The 17,771-nt window shown below is 73.5% G+C and carries 2 protein-coding genes; one reads left to right on the top strand and one right to left on the bottom strand.

Annotated elements, in window-relative coordinates; translation table 11 throughout:
- Positions 1–2: 2 nt before the first annotated feature.
- Positions 3–17,654: an SDR family NAD(P)-dependent oxidoreductase gene (locus ACZ6NC_RS31760; protein WP_465737321.1), complete on the bottom strand. Its 17,652-nt coding sequence runs from the start codon at positions 17,652–17,654 to the stop codon at positions 3–5.
- On the opposite strand from ACZ6NC_RS31760, the gene ACZ6NC_RS31755 reads away from it, so the two are divergent.
- The coding region (locus tag ACZ6NC_RS31755; RefSeq protein ID WP_465737322.1) for a hypothetical protein at positions 17,578–17,771 on the top strand (194 nt) is incomplete at its 3' end. The genes ACZ6NC_RS31760 and ACZ6NC_RS31755 overlap by 77 nt on opposite strands.

Here is a 17,771-nt window from a genome sequence, read left to right as displayed (position 1 = left end):
GGTCAGCGACCCCCGTTGTCCGTGGTGCGGCCGGCGTCGTCGAACGACCGGCGGATGTGCTCTGCGGCGGCTTCCATGCCGAGGGAGTCGCTCAGGTAGCTGTCGAGGACGTCGTCGAGCAGCGCGTCCGGCAGACCGGCCTGCGCCGCACCGGCCCCGCCCCCGGGACCGTCGCTCTCGGGTCCGTCCGTCCCGGGACCGTCGATCGGCTTCTCCGCGATCCAGTACCGCTCGCGGGCGAAGGGGTAGGTGGGCAGCGGGACGACCCGGGCCGTTCGCCCCGGGTGGAGGCTGCGCCAGTCGAGCTCGAAGCCGTTCACCCAGAGGTCGAGCACCTTCGCGAACTTCCCCTTGGCGATCCAGACTTCGAGGATCGCGCCCATGTCCTCGTCGGCGGTGAGCGCCGAGAGCGCCCGGTCGTGGCGCTTGACCCGGCCACGGTGCAGCCCCTCGGTCCGCTCCGGACGGTCCAGGAAGCCCTGCAGCCGCTCCCTCAGTTCGCCGAGCGAGCCGACGACCGTCCCCAGCCGCTCGGGCATGGCCTCGCGGCCGACCTGCAGCGTGTGGGCGACGTCGGTGACGGACACCCCGCGCTGCTCCCCGGTCGGCAGCCAGCGCAGCAGGGCGGCGGCCTGCTCCCGCAGCCGCTCCTCGTCCTTGGCGGAGAGGACGACGACGGCGGGCCCGCCGGCCGCAGCGCCCGCGGCGGCCGGCGCCTTCGGGACGTACTCCTCGATCACCACATGGGCGTTGGCGCCGCCCGCCCCGAAGGAGGAGACACCGGCCCGGCGCGGCACCTCGGCGGTGACGCCGTCCAGGGTGACGACCGGGCGCTTCCACTCCGCCTGTTCCCGCTGGACCACGAACGGCGTGGAATCGAAGTCGATGTGCGGGTTCAGCTCTTCGGCGTGCAGGCTGGGAGCCAGCTCGCCGTGCTGCAGCTGGAGCACGACCTTGAGCACGCCCGCGATGCCGGCCGCGGCCTCGGCGTGGCCGATGTTGCTCTTGGCCGAGCCGATCGCGCAGTACTGGACGTCCCCGGTGTCGCCGGAGAACGCCCTGGTCAGGCCGTTGATCTCGATCGGGTCGCCCAGCGCCGTCCCGGTGCCGTGGGCCTCGATGTAGCTGATCGTGCGCGCGTCGACGCCGGCCCGGTCGAGCGCCTGGCGCACGACCTTGCCCTGCGCCACCGGGTTCGGCACGGTGTAGCCGTTGGTCGTCCCGCCGTGGTTGATGCCGGTGCCGCGGATGACGGCGTGGATGTGGTCGCCGTCCCGCTCGGCGTCCTCCAGCCGCCTGAGGACGATCGCGCCGACGCCCTCGCCGGGGACGAATCCGTTGCCGCCGAGCCCGAAGCTGCGGCACTTCTCCTCGTCCGAGAGCATCTGGAGGTTGCACAGGTTGAGGTAGCTCGACGGGTGCAGGTAGAGGTTCACCCCGCCGGTCACGGCCAGCTCGCAGTCGCCGCGGAGCAGGTGCTCGCACGCCTCGTGGAGCGCCGTCAGCGAGGACGAGCACAGGGTGTCGACGGGCATGCTCGGGCCGTTCAGGTTGAGCTTGAACGAGACGCGGTTGGCCGCCGACCCGAAGGAGGTGTACGGGTAGGCCGTGTCGCCGCGGCGCCACCGCTCGGGCCCGTAGAGGTTGTGCCCGGCGCGCGTGATGCCCACGAAGACACCGACCCGGCCGTCGAACTCCTCCTCGATGCGCGCCCGCGTGTAGCCCGCGTCCTCGAAGGCCTTCCAGGTCTCCTGGAGGAAGAGACGCTCCTGCGGGTCGATCTCCAGGGCCTCGTTGGGCGTCATCTCGAAGAACAGCGGGTCGAACTCGGCGAAGCCGTCGAGGAATCCGCCCCACTTGCTGTAGCTCTTGCCCTCCGCGGCGGCCTTCTCCTTGTCGGGCTCGTAGAACCCGTCGAGGGGCCACCGGTCGGCGGGGATCTCGGTGACGGAGTTCCGGCCGGACCGCAGGTTCTCCCAGAACGCGTCCAGCGTCTCGGCCTGCGGGAACCGGGCGCTCATCCCGACGATCGCGATGTCACCGGTACGGGCCGCCGCGGCGGGCGCGGGGCGCACCGGCTCGGCCGCCACCACCGGCACCACCGGCACTGCCTGCACCGGCGTGGAAGCCTGGACCGCCTGCACCGGCGTGGCGGCCGGGGCCGCCGGCGCGGGAGCAGCCGCGGGGGCGGCAGCCGGCGCGAGGCCGACCGCCCGCTCCAGGGCCTCGTCCTGACGGCCGGCGAAGTGCTCGGTGAGCGCCTCGATCGTGCGGTACTCGAAGAACAGCGTGCTGCTCACCTCCCCCAGGTCCTTCTTGAGGTTGTTGAGGAGCTGGAGGATGAGGATCGAGTCGATGCCGTAGGCCGACAGCGCCTCCCGGGCGTCGATGGACTCCGCCGGGATGAGCAGGGTCCGCGCGACCAGCTCCCTGAGGTAGGTCCGCACGGCGTCCTTGAACGCCGCCGGGTCCGCCTGCACGGGCTGCGGCGCGGCGGCCGGCACCGGCTGCGGCGCGACGGACTGCGACGCTACCGGCTGCGACGCGACGGGCTGTGGCGCGACCACGACGGGCGGCTCGCCGCCGTCGGCCTGGCGGATCACGCCGTCGCTGAAGGCGACGACGACCTGCTGGCCGAGCGGGTGCGCGTCCCGCGCGGGGAACTCGACGGCCGCGAAGCCCTCCCACTCCAGGACGGACTGCCACATCCGGGGTTCGAGCCCCGGGCCGCCGGCGTCCCGCAGCTCCGGGTCGTCGTAAAGCCACCAGCCGTCCAGGAGCGCGAAGGTCAGCATGCCGAACACGGTGTAGCCGTCGATCTCGTTCACGACGACGGCACCGCCGGGCCGCAGCAGGGCCTTGCTGTTGCGCAGCGACACGCGGATGTCCTTGGTCGCGTGGAGCACGTTGGTCGCGATGACGAGGTCGTACCCGCCCTCCTCGAACCCCTGCTCCGCCACCGGGCGGCCGGCGTCGTAGAGCTCGCAGCGCAGGAACGGGTTCTCCGCTCCCCACTGCTGCCTGCCGTGGATGAGGAAGGCCCGGGAGAGGTCGGTGTAGCAGTACTCGCCGATGTGCTCCGCGTACGGGCGCAGCTGGCGCATGATCGTGGCGGTGGTGCCACCGGTGCCGGCGCCGACCTCCAGGATGCGGAACTTCGCGCCGGGGTTCTCCGCGAGGCGGCGCTCGACCAGGGCGACGGTGCAGTCGCCGACGACGTCGTTGAAGTAGTCGGCGATCATGTTCCGCTTGTAGATGCCCTCCACGAGGTCCAGGGAGGAGCCGGGGAAGATGACGTCGACCGCGGAGGTCGCCCCGGTGAGGATGCCGGTCAGCGCCTGGAGGGTCTTGTCGACCAGGTCCACCGAGGCCCGCAGCTCCGGGTCGGCGAGCCACGCCCGCTTGTTGCGCTCCCACTCGGCCGCGGTGGCGGCCGGGTCGAGCGGGTTCCCGGCACCGGCGCGGTAGCCGGCGCCGGTGTCGACGAGCCAGCCCTGCTGCACGAAGATCTTGAGGGTCTCCTGGAGCCAGCGGTCGTACTTGCCGGTGATCCCGTTGGCCCGCTGGAAGGAGGTCGCGTCGAAGGCACCGCCGGGGAACCAGCCACGGCCGTGCAGCTCGCACCAGAGCAGCTTGGCGAGCAGCGCGTCCAGCTCCCGGAGCTTGTCCTTCGCCTGCGTCTCCACCGTCCGCAACGCGCCCTGGCGCGAGGGGAGTTCGGGAGTGAGCGGGCCGGCCTGCGCGGCCGCCGGGCTCAGCACCCGGACGGACTCGTGGTCCGCGTAGGCCTCGAACCGCTCCGGCTTGCGGGTGTTGACGTAGACCAGCTGGCCGAGCGGGGCGGCCAGCAGCCGCTCGACCGCGGCCATGGCGAGCGCCGGGTCGATGTCGCCCAGGCCCTCCTGCTGGTAGATCCGCTCCCGGACGTGCTGCGGAACGTCGAGCCCGCTGCCGACAGCGCCCCAGTAGCCCCAGTTGACCACCTTGACGGCGTGGCCGCGCTCCGCCGACAGGCGGTCGGCGAGGGCGTCCTCGAAGGCATTGCCGGCCACGTAACTGCAGTAACCCATGGTCGGGTTGATCGACGCGATCGAGGAGAAGTACAGCAGGAAGTCGAGCCCCTCGGCGTCGAACACCTCCGCCATCCGCACAGTGGCGTCGACCTTGGCGCTCAGGCCCTGGCGGAACTGCTCCTCGCTCGTGTTGGGCAGGCTCTGGTCCACCAGGCCGAAGACCGACTGGACCACGCCGTGGACGGTGCCGAACCGCTCCCTGACCTTCGCGTACGCGGCCCGCAGCGACTCCGGGTCGGCCGCGTCCGCCGGGACGTACCAGGGCGCGCGGCCCAGGGCCGCCAGCCGGTCGATCTTCTGCTGGATGGCGTCGTCCTTCTCCCGGCGGCCGATCCAGACCACCTGGGCGCCGAAGCGCCGGATGACGTCCTCGCTCCAGAGCTCGCCGATGCCACCGGCCCCGCCGAGGACGACGTAGACGCCGCCCTCCTTGTACGGGGTCCGGGCCGGAGCGGGGAGCTCCACCCGGGCCAGGCTGCGGCGGAACCACTGCCCGCCCCGCAGCGCCCGCACCGTCCGCGCCGGAGCGCCGAGCAGGGAGGCCACGGGGGCCGGCTCGGTCGCGCCGAGGTCGAAGGACTTCACGGCCCAGTCGGGCAGCTCCTTGGCCATCACGCCGGCCAGGCCGAGCACGGCCGCGTCGGCGGGGTGGACCGTCTCGCCCCGGAGCACGGACTGGGTCTGCCGGGTCACCACCGTCCAGCCGAGCTCCTCGCCGCCGTAGCCCAGCGCGAACAGGGCCTTGGTCAGGCGGAAGAACGTGACCACCCCGGCGTCGGTGCGCCGCAGCAGCGCGGTGGCCTCGGCGCTGTCGTCGGCCGGCGAGATCCAGACCAGGTGCCGGACGGTGCCGACGCGCTGCAGCGCCGCGGTGAGCGCCTCGACGCTCTGCGTGTCGCCGGCGGTGAGGAAGTGCGGTGCGGCGCAGCGGGCGGCGATGGCGGCGCGCTCCGCGGCGTCTCCCCCGACGACCACGACGTTGCCGTCCAGGGCCGGGCCGGTGGCCGGCTCGGGGGCCGGCTCGCGGACCCAGAGCGGCGCCAGCGACAGGTGGTCGGCGTCCTCCGGGCCGGCGGCGCGCCCGGCGGGCAGGGCCGCGGCCACGGGGGCGGCGGGCAGGGCCGGGCGCTGCGTCCGGGCCTCCTCGGGCAGCCAGTAGCGCTGCCGCAGGAAGGGGTAGGTCGGCAGCGGGACACGCAGGTGCGCGCCGGTGGCGAAGAGCCGCGCGTACTCCAGCTCGTAGCCCTGGAGGTACAGGTCGCGCACGGCCTCCAGCTGCTCCGTCCGGGCCGTCCCGGCCGCGCCCTCGGCGCACTGGCGGATGCAGCTGTTGCCGAACTGCTCCAGGGAGGTCTGCGGGCGAGGCGCGTGGTCCGCGAGGTCGGCGACGCGCACGTGCTCCTCGCGGCCGTCCGCGAGCCACTCGCGCAGTCGCGCCGCCAGCTCGGCGGTGTCCCGGGCGACGCAGGCCAGGCGGACCGGGCAGTGCCGGCGGCCCAGGAGCAGGGTCAGGGCGATGTCACCCAGCTCGATGCCCGGGTTCTTGTCCAGGTGGTCCAGCAACTGCGCGCCCTGGGTGCGCAGTTGGTCGCGCGAGAGCGCGGAGAGCACCACCAGCTGGCCGGCGGCGGCCGGGGCGGTGCGCTGCCGCTCGGGGGCCTCCTCGATCACCAGGTGGGCGTTGGTGCCGCTGAAACCGAACGAGCTGAGCGCGGCCAGCCGCGGGCGGCCCGGCTCGGCCGTCCAGTCTCGGTGGACGGTGTTCACGTAGAACGGGCTGCCCCGGAAGGCGATGTGGGCGTTGCCCTGCTCGAAGTGGAGGGAGCGCGGCAGCTCGCGGTGGTGCATGGCGAGCAGGATCTTGGCGAGGCCGGCGACCCCGGAGGCCGGTGCCGCGTGCCCGATGTTGGTCTTCACCGAGCCGATCGCGCAGTACTCCTGCTTGTCGGTGTAGTGGCGGAACGCCCGGCTCAGCGCCTGGAACTCGATCGGGTCGCCGAGCTTGGTACCGGTGCCGTGGGCCTCGACCAGCCGGATGTCGGCCGGGTCGATCCCGAAGGTGTCGTAGACCGTACGCTCCAGCCGCTCCTGCGACTTGGCGCTCGGGGCGGTGATGCCATTGGAGGTGCCGTCCTGGTTCAGGCCGGAGGCGCGCACCACACCGTGGATGTGGTCGCCGTCGGCGAGGGCGTCCCGCAGGCGCTTGAGCACGACCATGCCGACGCCCTCGCCGGGGACGAAGCCGTCCGCCCGCTCGTCGAAGGTGTGGCACTGCCCCGTGTCGGAGAGCATGCCGGCCTTGTGGGCCGCCAGGTAGTAGTCGGGTGCGCACTGCACCGAGACCCCGCCGGCCAGCGCCAGCTCCACCTCACCGGCGCGCAGCGCCTGGCACGCGAGGTGGATGGCCACCAGCGAGCCGGAGCACGCCGTGTCGACGGCGATGGCCGGGCCCTGGAGGTCGAGGTAGTAGGAGATCCGCGCCGGGATGATCGCCTCGGCGTTGCCCCACATGGCCTGGGCCGGGGCGTCCTCGGCGGGCGCGGTCAGGTAGTCGCTGACCTGGGTGCCGATGTAGACGCCGCAGGCCCGGCCGCGGACCGCCTCGCCGGCGTAGCCGGCGTCCTCCAGCGCCTTCCAGGACTCCTCCAGCGTGAGGCGCTGCTGGGGGTCCATGTAGGTGGCCTCAAGGCCGGATATCTGGAAGAACATCGGGTCGAAGAGGTCGATGTCGTCCATGAGCGAGGCGTACCGGGGGTGGCCGGCGCCCGGGGACACGTAGGTCGAGAGGTCCCAGCGGTCGATCTCGCCGACCAGGCTGCGGCCCTCGGCGAGGTGCTGCCAGAGCTGGTGGACGTCCTTCGCGGTGCCGAACTTTCCGCTCAGACCGATGATCGCGATCGGCTCGGTGGACGGGTCCGCTGCCGTGGCGGGCGCGACGGCCGCGGGGGCTTCCGGCGCGGGGAGGACTGCGGTGGCAACGACCGGCGCCGGGGCGGCGACGGCAGGAACGGCGACGGCGGGAACGGCGACGGCCGGGGCCGCGACAGTCGGCGCGGCGGACGCGGGCACGGGCGCCGCGACGAAGGCGGCGGCCAGCTCGTCGCGGTGGTACTCCACCACGTAGCGCGCCAGCGCCCGTACCGAGCTGTGGTCGAACAGGTCGGTGGCCGCCAGCGTGATGCCGAGGGCGGCGTTCAGATCCTGCGTCAGCCCGACCCCGAGGATGGAGTCGACGCCGTAGTCGGCGAACGCGTCCTCCTCGGAGATCTCCCGGCGGTCCAGGCCGAGGGACTGCTCGATCTGCGTGACGATCGCCTCCCGGACGCGCGCCTCGGCGGCCGCGCCGTCGAAGGCACCGGCCTCCCGGGCCGCGGCCGGAACCACGGCCGGGGCCGCCACCGGGGCCGCGACCGTGACGACAGCCGGAGCCGCGACCGGGGCCGCCAGCGCCCGCGCCTGCTCCGGGAAGGTGTCGGCCACGTACGCCGCCAACTGGCGCACCGAGCTGTGGTCGAAGAGGTCGGTGGTCACCAGCACGCCGCCCAGCACCTCGTTGAGGTCCTGGATCAGCTGCACGCCGAGGATGGAGTCCACGCCGTAGTCGGCGAACGCGTCCTCCTCGTGGATCTCGCTCGCGGCCAGCCCGAGGGAGGTCTGGATCTGCGTGACGATCGTGCGCTGCACCTGCGCCCGCACCTCGCCCTCGCTCGCGACCGCCACGGGCGCGGCCACCACGCTGGGCCCGGCGGTCGGCCCGGCCACGACGGCGGCCACGACGGTGGGGACGGCGGCGGCACCGGCCCGGGCCACGACGATCTGGTGCCCCGCGTCGTGCACCGCGGCGGCCGGGAAGGCGACGGGCCCGAACCCCTCCTCCTCCAGCACCGTCCGCCAGGTCGCGGGCGCCAGGCCGGGGCAGCCCTCGATCCGCAGCTCGGCGTCCTGGTAGAGCCACCAGCCGTCGAGCAGACCGAAGGTCAGGTGCAGGAACAGCGTGCGCGCGGCCATCTCGTTGAGGAGGAGCTCGCCGTCCGCGCCCAGCAGCGCCTTGGCGTGCCGGACGGCCGCCCGCACGTCGCGGGTGGCGTGCAGGACGTTGGTGGCGAGGACGATGTCGTAGCCGCCCTCGGTCACCCCCTGGGCGGCGGGGCTGCGCTCCACGTCGAAGAGGTCGAACCGCACGTAGGGGTGCTCGGCGCCGAACTCCTTCTGCCCCTTGAGCAGGAAGTACCTGGAGAGGTCGGTGTAGCGGTACTCGGCGACGCCGTCGCGGTACGGGGCGAGCCGGCGCAGCACCTTCTCGCTGGTGCCGCCGGTGCCGGAGCCGATCTCGAAGATCCGGACCTTGCGGGCCGGATCCCGGTCGAGCAGGGCCGCGACCCGGGCCGCCACCTGGTCCGCCATGATCTCGTTGAGGGCGTCGGCGCTGTCGCAGTGCCGGTAGACGCCCTCGACCAGCGCCATGGACGAGGCGGGGAAGATGACGTCGGTCGCGGGCCGGCGGCCGGTGATGACCTCCGGGAGCGCGCGGAGCGCCGGGTCCAGCAGGTTGACGTAGGCGCTGGCGCCGTTGCTCTCGCTGCGCAGCGCCTCCCAGCGCCGCCACACGGCGTCACCGTCGGCCGGCGCCTTGGCGGTCGGCGTGTAGTGCCCGGTGCCGTGTCCGTCGTACTCCAGGTAGCCGTGGCCGGCCAGGATGCGCAGGCTCTCGTCGAGCCAGCGGTCGTAGCCGCCGCCCGGCTTCAGGGCGGCCCGGAGCTCGGCGACGGAGCCGCCCGCCGTCTTCAGCCCCACGGCCCGCAGCTGCGCGAACAGGAGCTCGCAGAGCAGCTCGTCGTCGAAGCCCCGGGCGCTGCCGGAGTCGGCGAGGATGCGCCGCAGCCGGCGCTCGTCCGCGGTCGGCACCGCATCGGCGGCACCGGCCGCCTGCTGCCCGGCCCGCTTCGGGGTGGTGGTCTTCTCGACGGCGAGCTGGTCGAACGGGCCGGAGAGCAGCACGTCCAGCGCCGCCATGCCCTCGGCGGGCTCGATGGAGCCGATGCCGTCCAGCTCCATCCGCCGCTGGTAGGCGTCGGCGGCGACGACGCCGACGCTGCCCCAGTAGCCCCAGTTCATCACCTTCACGGTGGCGGGCCAGGTCTGCTGGAGGAGCCGGGCGAAGGCGTCCTTGAAGACGCAGCCGCAGACGTAGTTGCTCTGCCCGGCGGAGCGCTGGAAGGAGTTGAGCGAGGAGAAGAACAGCACGAAGTCCAGCGGCTCGCCGGCGAAGACCTGGGCCATCCGGACGCTGACGTCCACCTTGGCGCGGACGGCGGCCCGGAAGCGGTCCTCGCTCATCCGCGCCACGCTCTGGTCGAGCAGGGCGATCGCGGAGTGGACGACGCCGTTGATCCGGGGGAAGCGCGCCTTGACCCGGGCGACGGCGGCCGCGAGGGACTCCCGGTCGGTGGCGTCGGCCTGGAGGTACCAGGGCGCGGGGCCCAGCCGGCCCAGCTCGGCGATCCGGGCCCGGATCGCCTCGTCCTCGGGGCGGCGGCCGATCCAGACCACCTGCGCGCGGTAGTCGCGCACGACGTGCTCGGTCCAGGCCGCCCCGAGGCCGCCGGCGCCGCCGATGACCACGTAGACGCCGCCGTGCTTGTACGCCGTGGCGTCGTCGGGGACGGCCTCGTCGGCCGGCACGGGCACCAGGGTCTGCCGGTACCAGTGCCCGCCGCGGTGCGCCCAGGTGGCGGCCACCGGTTCGGTCGGGAGGTCGAGCGCCTCGCGCAGGACGGACTCGCGCAGCTCCTCGACGTCGGCGAGGCGCACCCGCCACCGCGGGTTCTCCTTCGCCAGCGAGCCCAGCAGGCCGTGGACGCCGGCGTGGGTCGGGTCGACCTTGTCGGCGTCGCCGACGAACTGGCTGCGGACGGTCACGGCGGTCCACTCCAGGGCCCGCTTCTCGTAGCCGAGCGCGAGCAGCGCCTTGGCCAGCCGGAAGCCGGCGTACGCGCCCTCCTCCTGCCGCTCGACCAGGGCGTCGCTCTCCGGCCCCACCGGCGCGCCGCCGCCGGCCACCCAGACCACGTGGTCGTAGACCGCGCCGCCGCGCGCCAGCCGGGCCCGGAGGCCGTCGACGGTGTCGCCGGCCCGCAGCAGCAGGACCTCGACGCCCTCGTGCCCGGTGAGGACCGAGCCCAGCGCGTCCGGCTGGTCGCCGACGAGCAGGATCCGCCCGCCCGGGCCGCGCTGCGCGGCGGGCGGGAACGGCGGCTGCGCCTGCTCCCAGCCCGGCTTCAGCAGGGTCGGCCGCCCCGCGGCCGGGGCCGCGGCGGGCAGCGCCGGAGCGCCGCGCTTGACCGGGCGGGTGCTGAACGCCCTGATTCGCACGCTCACGTTGCCCTGCGCGTCGCACAGGTCGATGTCGAGCTTGTCGCCGCCCTGCGCGGCCGCCCGCCCGCTGCGCCGCAGCCACGCCCACATGGTCGGCGCGCAGGGGCCGAGGATCTCCAACTCCTCCAGCGCGTAGGGCAGGTGGGCGCCGTCGGTGGCGTCCAGCAGGCCCACGGAGGCCTGCAGTGCGGCGTCGAGCAGGCTGGGGTGCAGCACGAAGCGGTCGAGGCCGTGCTCCGCCTCCTGCGGCAGCGCCAGCTCGGCGAGCGCCTGCCCCTCACCGACGAAGATCCGCACCAGGCCCTGGAAGGCCGGCCCGTACGCGATCCCCTTGCGCCGGTACGAGGCGTAGGCCTCGGCGGCGGCGATCTCGAAGGAGCCGCACTCGGCCCGCAGCCGGGCCAGGTCCAGCGGGGCCGGGCGCGGGGTGTCGGCGACGACGATGCGGCCCTGGCTGTGCACGGCCGGCTGCGCGCCGGCGACCGGGGCGAGGATGCGGTAGCGCACGCCCGCGGCGTCCGGTTCGAGCTCGACCCGCACGTCCGACGGGGTGTCACCGACCTTGACCGGCCGCATCCAGACGACGTCCCGGATCGAGACGCCGCCCGCCTGCCCGCCCTGCTCCGCCCGGTCGGCGGCGTGGGCGGCCCGGGCCAGCTCCAGGTGGGCCACCCCGGGGAGGACCTTCTCCCCGGCCACGACGTGGTCGCGCAGGAAGAACTCCCGGCCGGTGAGGGTCACGCCGGCCGGCCGGCCGGGCTCCGCGGCGCCCCGCAGCAGCGGGTGGCCGGCCGCGCCCGGCGCGCCCACCGCCTGCCGCGCGACGTCCTGCCACAGCTGCTTCCTGGCGAAGGGGTAGCCGGGCAGCGAGACCGGGGCCGGGCGGCGGCCGCCGAACAGCCGCAGCCATTCGAGGTCGTTCCCCTGGCAGTAGGCCTTGGCGACGGCGCGCAGCGCGTCCGTGTGGAGCGCGGCGTCGTGGTGCAGCAGGGCCGCCTGCTCCAGCAGCCGGTTGCCGGCCTCGCGCACCTCGTCCTTCGGCGCGAAGCCCTTGGGCACCCGCGCGGTGAAGACGTCCGGCGCCTGCCCGTCCCGGGCCCACTGCCGCAGCAGGCGCACGGCCTCGGCGGCGTCGCGGGCCACCACGGCGCAGCGGTGCGGGAAGTGCGGCCGGCCGTCGAGCAGGGTCGCGCCGACCTCGCGCAGGCCCTGCGGGCGGGTGGCGTCCTCCAGGAAGTCGATCAGGTCGGCGACCCGCTGCCGCAGCGACTCCTCGGACTTGGCCGACAGGGCCAGGAGGTGGGCGGGCATCGTCGCGGCCTCGTCCTCGTTCTGCACCGGATAACTCTCCACAACCATGTGTGCGTTGGTCCCGCTCATCCCGAACGAGCTGACGGCCGCGACGCGCCTGCGCCCGGCGCGCTCGGGCCATGCCCGGTTCGCCTTGTTGACGAAGAACGGGCTGTCCTTCCAGGCGATGTACTCGCTCTCCTGCTCGCAGTGCAGGCTCGCCGGGATCGTCTCGTGGCGCATGGCCTGGACGAGCCCGATGAGGCTGACGAGGCCGGAGGCCGCGAGCGTGTGCCCGACGTTCGACTTGACCGAGGTCAGGGCGCAGTACTGCTGCTTGTCGGTGAAGCCCTTGAAGGCGTCGTTGAGCGCGTTGATCTCGACCGGGTCCCCGAGCCGGGTGCCCGTCCCGTGCGCGACCACGTACTCGATGTCCGCCGGGTCGACCCCGTACTGCCGGTAGGTGGAGCGCAGCAGCTCGGTCTGGGCGTCGCCGTTGGGGGCGGTGATGCCGTTCGACCGGCCGTCGTAGTTGATGCCGCTGGCGCGGATGACGGCGTGGATCCGGTCCCCGTCGGCGACGGCCGCGGAGAGCTTCTTCAGGACGACGACGGCGACGGCCTCGCTGAGCACCATGCCGTTGGCGCGCTTGTCGAACGCGTAGCAGACGCCGTCCTCGGAGAGCATGCCGGCCTGCTGGGTGCCGCCCAGCAGCTGCGGGGTCGTGATCAGGCTGACCCCGGCGGCGAGGGCGGTCTCGCACTCTCCGTTGCGGATGCTCGCGCATGCCTGGTGAGCCGCCACGAGCCCGGAGGAGCAGGCCGTGTTGAGGGCCATCACCGGGCCGTTGAGGTCCAGGAAGTAGGAGAGCCGTGCGGCGAGGATGCCGTCGTGGTTGGCGGTGATGCTGCCGGTGCCGCGGGCGAGGTCGCCGTAGTCGCCCTGCTCGACGCCCACGAACATGCCGACCCTGCGGGTGGCCGCCGGCTTCCAGCCCGCGTCCTCCAGCGCCCGCCACGACTCCTGGAGGAGCAGCCGCTGGCGCGGGTCGAGGCTCTGCGCCTCCTTGGGGGAGAGCTCGAAGAAGAGCGGGTCGAACTCGTCCGGCCCGGACAGCTGGCCGACCCGGAAGGCGGCGAACGGGCTGTCCTCGGGCTCGCCCCAGAGGGCGAGCCGCTCGCGGCCGACCGGGGTCACGGTGTCGCGGCCCTCGGCGAGGACGGACCAGAGCTGGTCGACGTCGTCCGCGCCGGGGAAGCGGCCGCTCATGCCGATGACGGCGATGGCGTCGTCGTCCCCGCCCGTGCCGAACGGTGCCCGGGCCGCGGGCTCCGGCAGGGTGCCGGCCGTCCGCTGCCCGGCCGTCGCGGCCTCGACGGCGGCGATGGCCTCGACGGCCCCGTCGGTGGCGGTGGTGTCGGCGGACCGGGCCGGGGTGGGCTCGGGTGCGGCCGCGTCCAGCGCGTCCCGGAACCAGTCGGGCTCGGCCACCTCGACGACGGGCGGGGCGTCGTCCGCGCCGCCGCCGTGGAGCGCCGCGAGGACGTCCTTGTGCTCGGCCGCGAACCAGCCCCTGAGCTTGCGCAGCGTGGAGTGGCTGTAGAAGAGCGAGGGCGAGACCTCGACGCCGTAGTGCGCGCCGAGCCGGGCCGCCAGCTCGGCCAGGCTGACCGAGTCGAAGCCGTAGTCGGAGAGGTTGTCGTCCTCGTAGATCTTGTCGAGGGCGATGTTGACGGCCCCGCTGATGATCTCCCTGAGGTCCCGGTCCAGGCTCTCCTCGGGGCTCACCGCCGGCGCGGCCGGGACGGCCGGCCGGGTCGGGGAGGCCGCCGGCTGCCGCTGCGTCAGGCCGAGGAAGCGCACCACCCGGCTCGGCCTGCCCACCAGGATCATGTGCTGGGAGGCGTCCTGGGCCAGCAGCTGCTCGAACAGCGCGATGCCGTCCCGCGTCTCCAGGAAGTCCTGGCCGCTCGACCGCAGGAGCATCGTGGTGGTGTCCTGGTCGAAGCCCATCCCTCCCTCGCGCCACAGCGGCCAGTTGACGACCACCGTCCGGCCGGAGAGCTGCCCGGCCTTCACCCGCGCGTCGCGGTGGGCGGCGTAGGCCATCTGGAAGCGGTTGCCGACCGCGTAGTCGCAGGTGCCGAAGTCACCGATGACGGCCGAGGTCGAGGAGAAGTAGCAGACGAAGTCGACGTTCTCGCCCGCCAGCGCCTCGTCCAGCGCCAGCGTGCCGCGGATCTTGGGCTCCAGGATCCCTTCGAAGGAGCTCAGCTCCTTCTGCAGGACGCTGCCCTCGCCCTGGACGCCGGCCGCGTGGACGACGCCGTTCAGCGGTCCGAAGCGCTCGCGGGCCTGCGCCACGACGCGCTTCATGTCCTGCGCGTCGGCCACGTCCGCCTGCACGTACACGGCCCGGGCCCCGGCGGCGGTCAGGCCGTCGAGCTTCTCCTGCCGCGCCGCGTCCAGCGTGGAGCGGCCGGTCAGCACGAGGTTCGCCCCGTAGTTCTCGGCGAGGTGCCGGGCCACGATCATGCCGAGGCCGCCGGCCCCGCCGGTGACCAGGTAGGTGCCGCCGCGCCGCAGGGCGCCGGGGCGCTCGGCGAGGGCGGCCGGCCGGACCCGGCTGACGAACCGTCCGCCCGCGCGGTAGAGCGCGCTGACGGCCTTCTCGGTGCGGAGTTCGGCGAGCAGCCGCTCCGTCCACGCGGCCGCGGTGGCGGGCCGCTGCGGGTCGGCGGCGTCCTGGAGCACGGCCACGACGGACAGCTGCGGCATCACGAGGCCCAGCGAGCGCTCGAAGCCGAGGTTCGCCTCCAGCAGCGCACGCTCGACGCCGTCGCGGTACTCCCCCGCGAGGACGAGGCGCCGCGCGGGGAGCTTGGCCGCGGCCACGGCCTGGAGGGTCAGGACGACGTCGCCGAAGTCCTCCGGGTCCGAACCGGGCTCCAGCGCCCGGAGGTTGACGACCGCGTCGATACCGGTCCGGTTCGCCGCGAGGTCGCGGAACGCCTCGCGGTAGTCCTGGGGCTCACCGCGCCGGACGTCGTAGGAGTCCGGGGAGAGCTTGCGGTAGGCGTCGCCGAAGCCGACGAAGGCCACCGGCAGGGCGGGGTCGAGCGCCCGAACGGCCCGGGCGATCTCGGCCTGGCGCTCCGCCCCGGTGCAGAGGAAGACGATCCCGCCGGGCTTGCGCGCCGCCGCCCCGTCCAGGGCCTGCGGCTCCCAGCCCTCCACGAAGGCCAGCGGCCGGATCTGCTCCCCGGCCCCGGGGGCCGGCGCGGCAACGACCGGGGCGGAGACGGCCGGCGCGGCAACCACCGGCACGGCGGCGACCGACGCGACGGCGGCCGGCTCAGCCGTGACCGGCTCGACCGGTGCCCGGCCGAGGGACAGCGGCCTGGGCGCGTCCAGCCAGTGCCGCTCCTGCGCGAACGGGTACGCCGGCAGCGGGATGCGGCGCACCTCGGCGCCACGGGCGAGGGCGTCCCAGTCGAGGGCCAGGCCCTTGACCCAGAGCTCGGCGAGCTTCTCGCCCCGGCCGCGCTCCAGCCACCGCGCCACCACCTCCTGCATCTCCTCGTCGGCCTCCAGGAGGGCGACGGTGTCCTTGTGCTGCCGCACGCCGGCGTGGAAGACGCCCTCGACGTCCTGCCCGCCGTCGAGGAAGGCCCGGAGCTTCTCGCTCAGCGCGTCGTGGCCGTCGACCACGAGGGCGAGCCGTTCCTCCATGGCCTCCCGGCCGACCTGGAGCGTGTACGCGATGTCCGGCAGGGCGGCGTCGCGGCCCTGCTCCGACAGCCACGTCAGGAGTGCCCGGGCCTTCTCCCGCAGGCGGTCTCCGTCCTTCGCCGACAGGGCGACGATCTGCGGCTGCGCGGTGCGGCCGGCGCGCGGGCGCGGCTCCTCCGCGGGGATGTACTCCTCGATGATCACGTGGGCGATGGCCCCGTGGGCACCGAAGGAGGAGACACCGGCGATCCGGGGCAGCTCGTGCGTCACGCCGTCGACCGTCCGCGTGGGGCGGGTCCACGGCTCCAGCTCCTGCTGGACGTAGAACGGCGTGTTCGAGAAGTCGATGTAGGGGTTCAGCTTCTCGGAGTGCAGGGACGGCGCGAGCATCCCGTGCCGCATCTGCAGCAGCACCTTGGTGACGGCGACGACGCCGGCCGCGCCCTCCAGGTGGCCGATGTTCGACTTGACCGACCCGATCGGGCAGTACTGCTTCTTCGCGGTGTGCTTGCGGAAGGCCCGGGTCAGACCGGTGATCTCGATCGGGTCGCCGAGCGAGGTGCCCGTCCCGTGGCCCTCGATGTAGCTGATGTCCTCCGCCGAGAGGCCGGCGTCGGCCAGGGCGGCCGTGACCATCTCCGCCTGGGCCAGCGGGTTGGGCACCGTCATCCCGTTGGTCTTGCCGCCGTGGACGGTGGCGACGCCGCGGATGACACCGTGGATGTGGTCGCCGTCGGCGACGGCCTGGTCGAGCGGCTTGAGCAGGACGCAGCCCACGCCCTCGCCGGGCACGTAGCCGGTGCCGCCGTCGCCGAACGAGCGGCAGCGCCCGTCCTTGGCGAAGAAGTTCATCTGGCTCAGCGACACGTACTTGTTGGGGTGCAGCGAGAGGTTGGCCCCACCGGCGAACGCCAGCGAGGCGCTGCCGTTGCGGATGCTCTCGACCGCCATGGCGATCGCGTAGAGCGAGGACGAGCACGCGGTGTCGACGGTCAGGCTCTGGCCGTGCAGGTTGAAGAAGTAGGAGACGGCGTTGGACGCCGCGGCACGGTCGGAGAGGACCACCTCCTGGCCGCTGAGCAGCTGGTACTCGTTCCACATCATGCCGAGGTAGACGCCGACCTTGCGGGCCTTGTCGGGGCTCAGGGTCTTGCGCGTGTACCCGGCGTCCTCCATCGCCTCCCAGGCGGACTGGAGGAACAGGCGGCTCTGCGGGTCGGTCAGCGCGGCCTGGTTCGGGGACATGTTGAAGAACAGGGCGTCGAAGTTCTCGGCGCCGTCGATGAAGCCGCCCCACTTGCTGCTGCTCTTGCCGGGCGTCTTCTCGGCGGCGTAGTGCTCGTCCTTGTCCCAGCGGTGCGCCGGGATCTCCTCGATGCAGTCCTCGCCGCGCTCCAGGACCTTCCAGAACTCGTCGAGGTCCCAGGCCTTCGGGTAGCGGCCGCTGACGCCGATGATCGCCACGTCGCGCGACCGTCCGACGGCCTGCGGGCGCTCCTGCACGGCCGGCACGGCGGTGGCCGCCGGGGCGGCGGTCACGGCCGGGGCCGGCTGGGTCCGGAGCGGCTGGACGGGGGTGGCCGGGGCCTCGGCGGCGGTCTGCCCGATGTCCAGCAGCTCGCGCAGGCGCTCCGCCTGGTTCTCCGAGAAGTACCCCGCCAACTCGTCGATCGTCCGGTACTCGAAGAACAACGTCCCCGGGATCGACTCGAAGTCCTTCCCCAGAAGCCGCATCAACTCCATGATCTGGATCGACTCGATCCCGTACTCACCCAACTCCGCAGCAGCGTCGATCCGCCCCTTCGGAATCCGGAACACCTGCGACAAACGGTCCTTCAAATACTCGACCGTCCGCCCCAGCAACTCCTCCGAACCACCACCCACAACCGCCACCGGCTCCACGGCCACGGCGGCCGGCACCGGCTGCGCGGCGGCCACCAACACGGCCGGGGTCACGGCAGCGGACTCCCCGAGGCCCAGCAGCTCGCGCAGGCGCTCCGCCTGGTTCTCCGAGAAGTACCCCGCCAACTCGTCGATCGTCCGGTACTCGAAGAACAACGTCCCCGGGATCGACTCGAAGTCCTTCCCCAGAAGCCGCATCAACTCCATGATCTGGATCGACTCGATCCCGTACTCACCCAACTCCGCAGCAGCGTCGATCCGCCCCTTCGGAATCCGGAACACCTGCGACAAACGGTCCTTCAAGTACTCGACCGTCCGCCCCAGCAACTCCTCCGAACCACCACCCACAACCGCCACCGGCTCCACGGCCACGGCGGCCGGCACCGGCTGCGCGGCGGC

This window comes from Kitasatospora sp. NPDC041988 (assembly GCF_055588525.1).
This window is presented reverse-complemented; position numbering and strand designations above follow the sequence as displayed.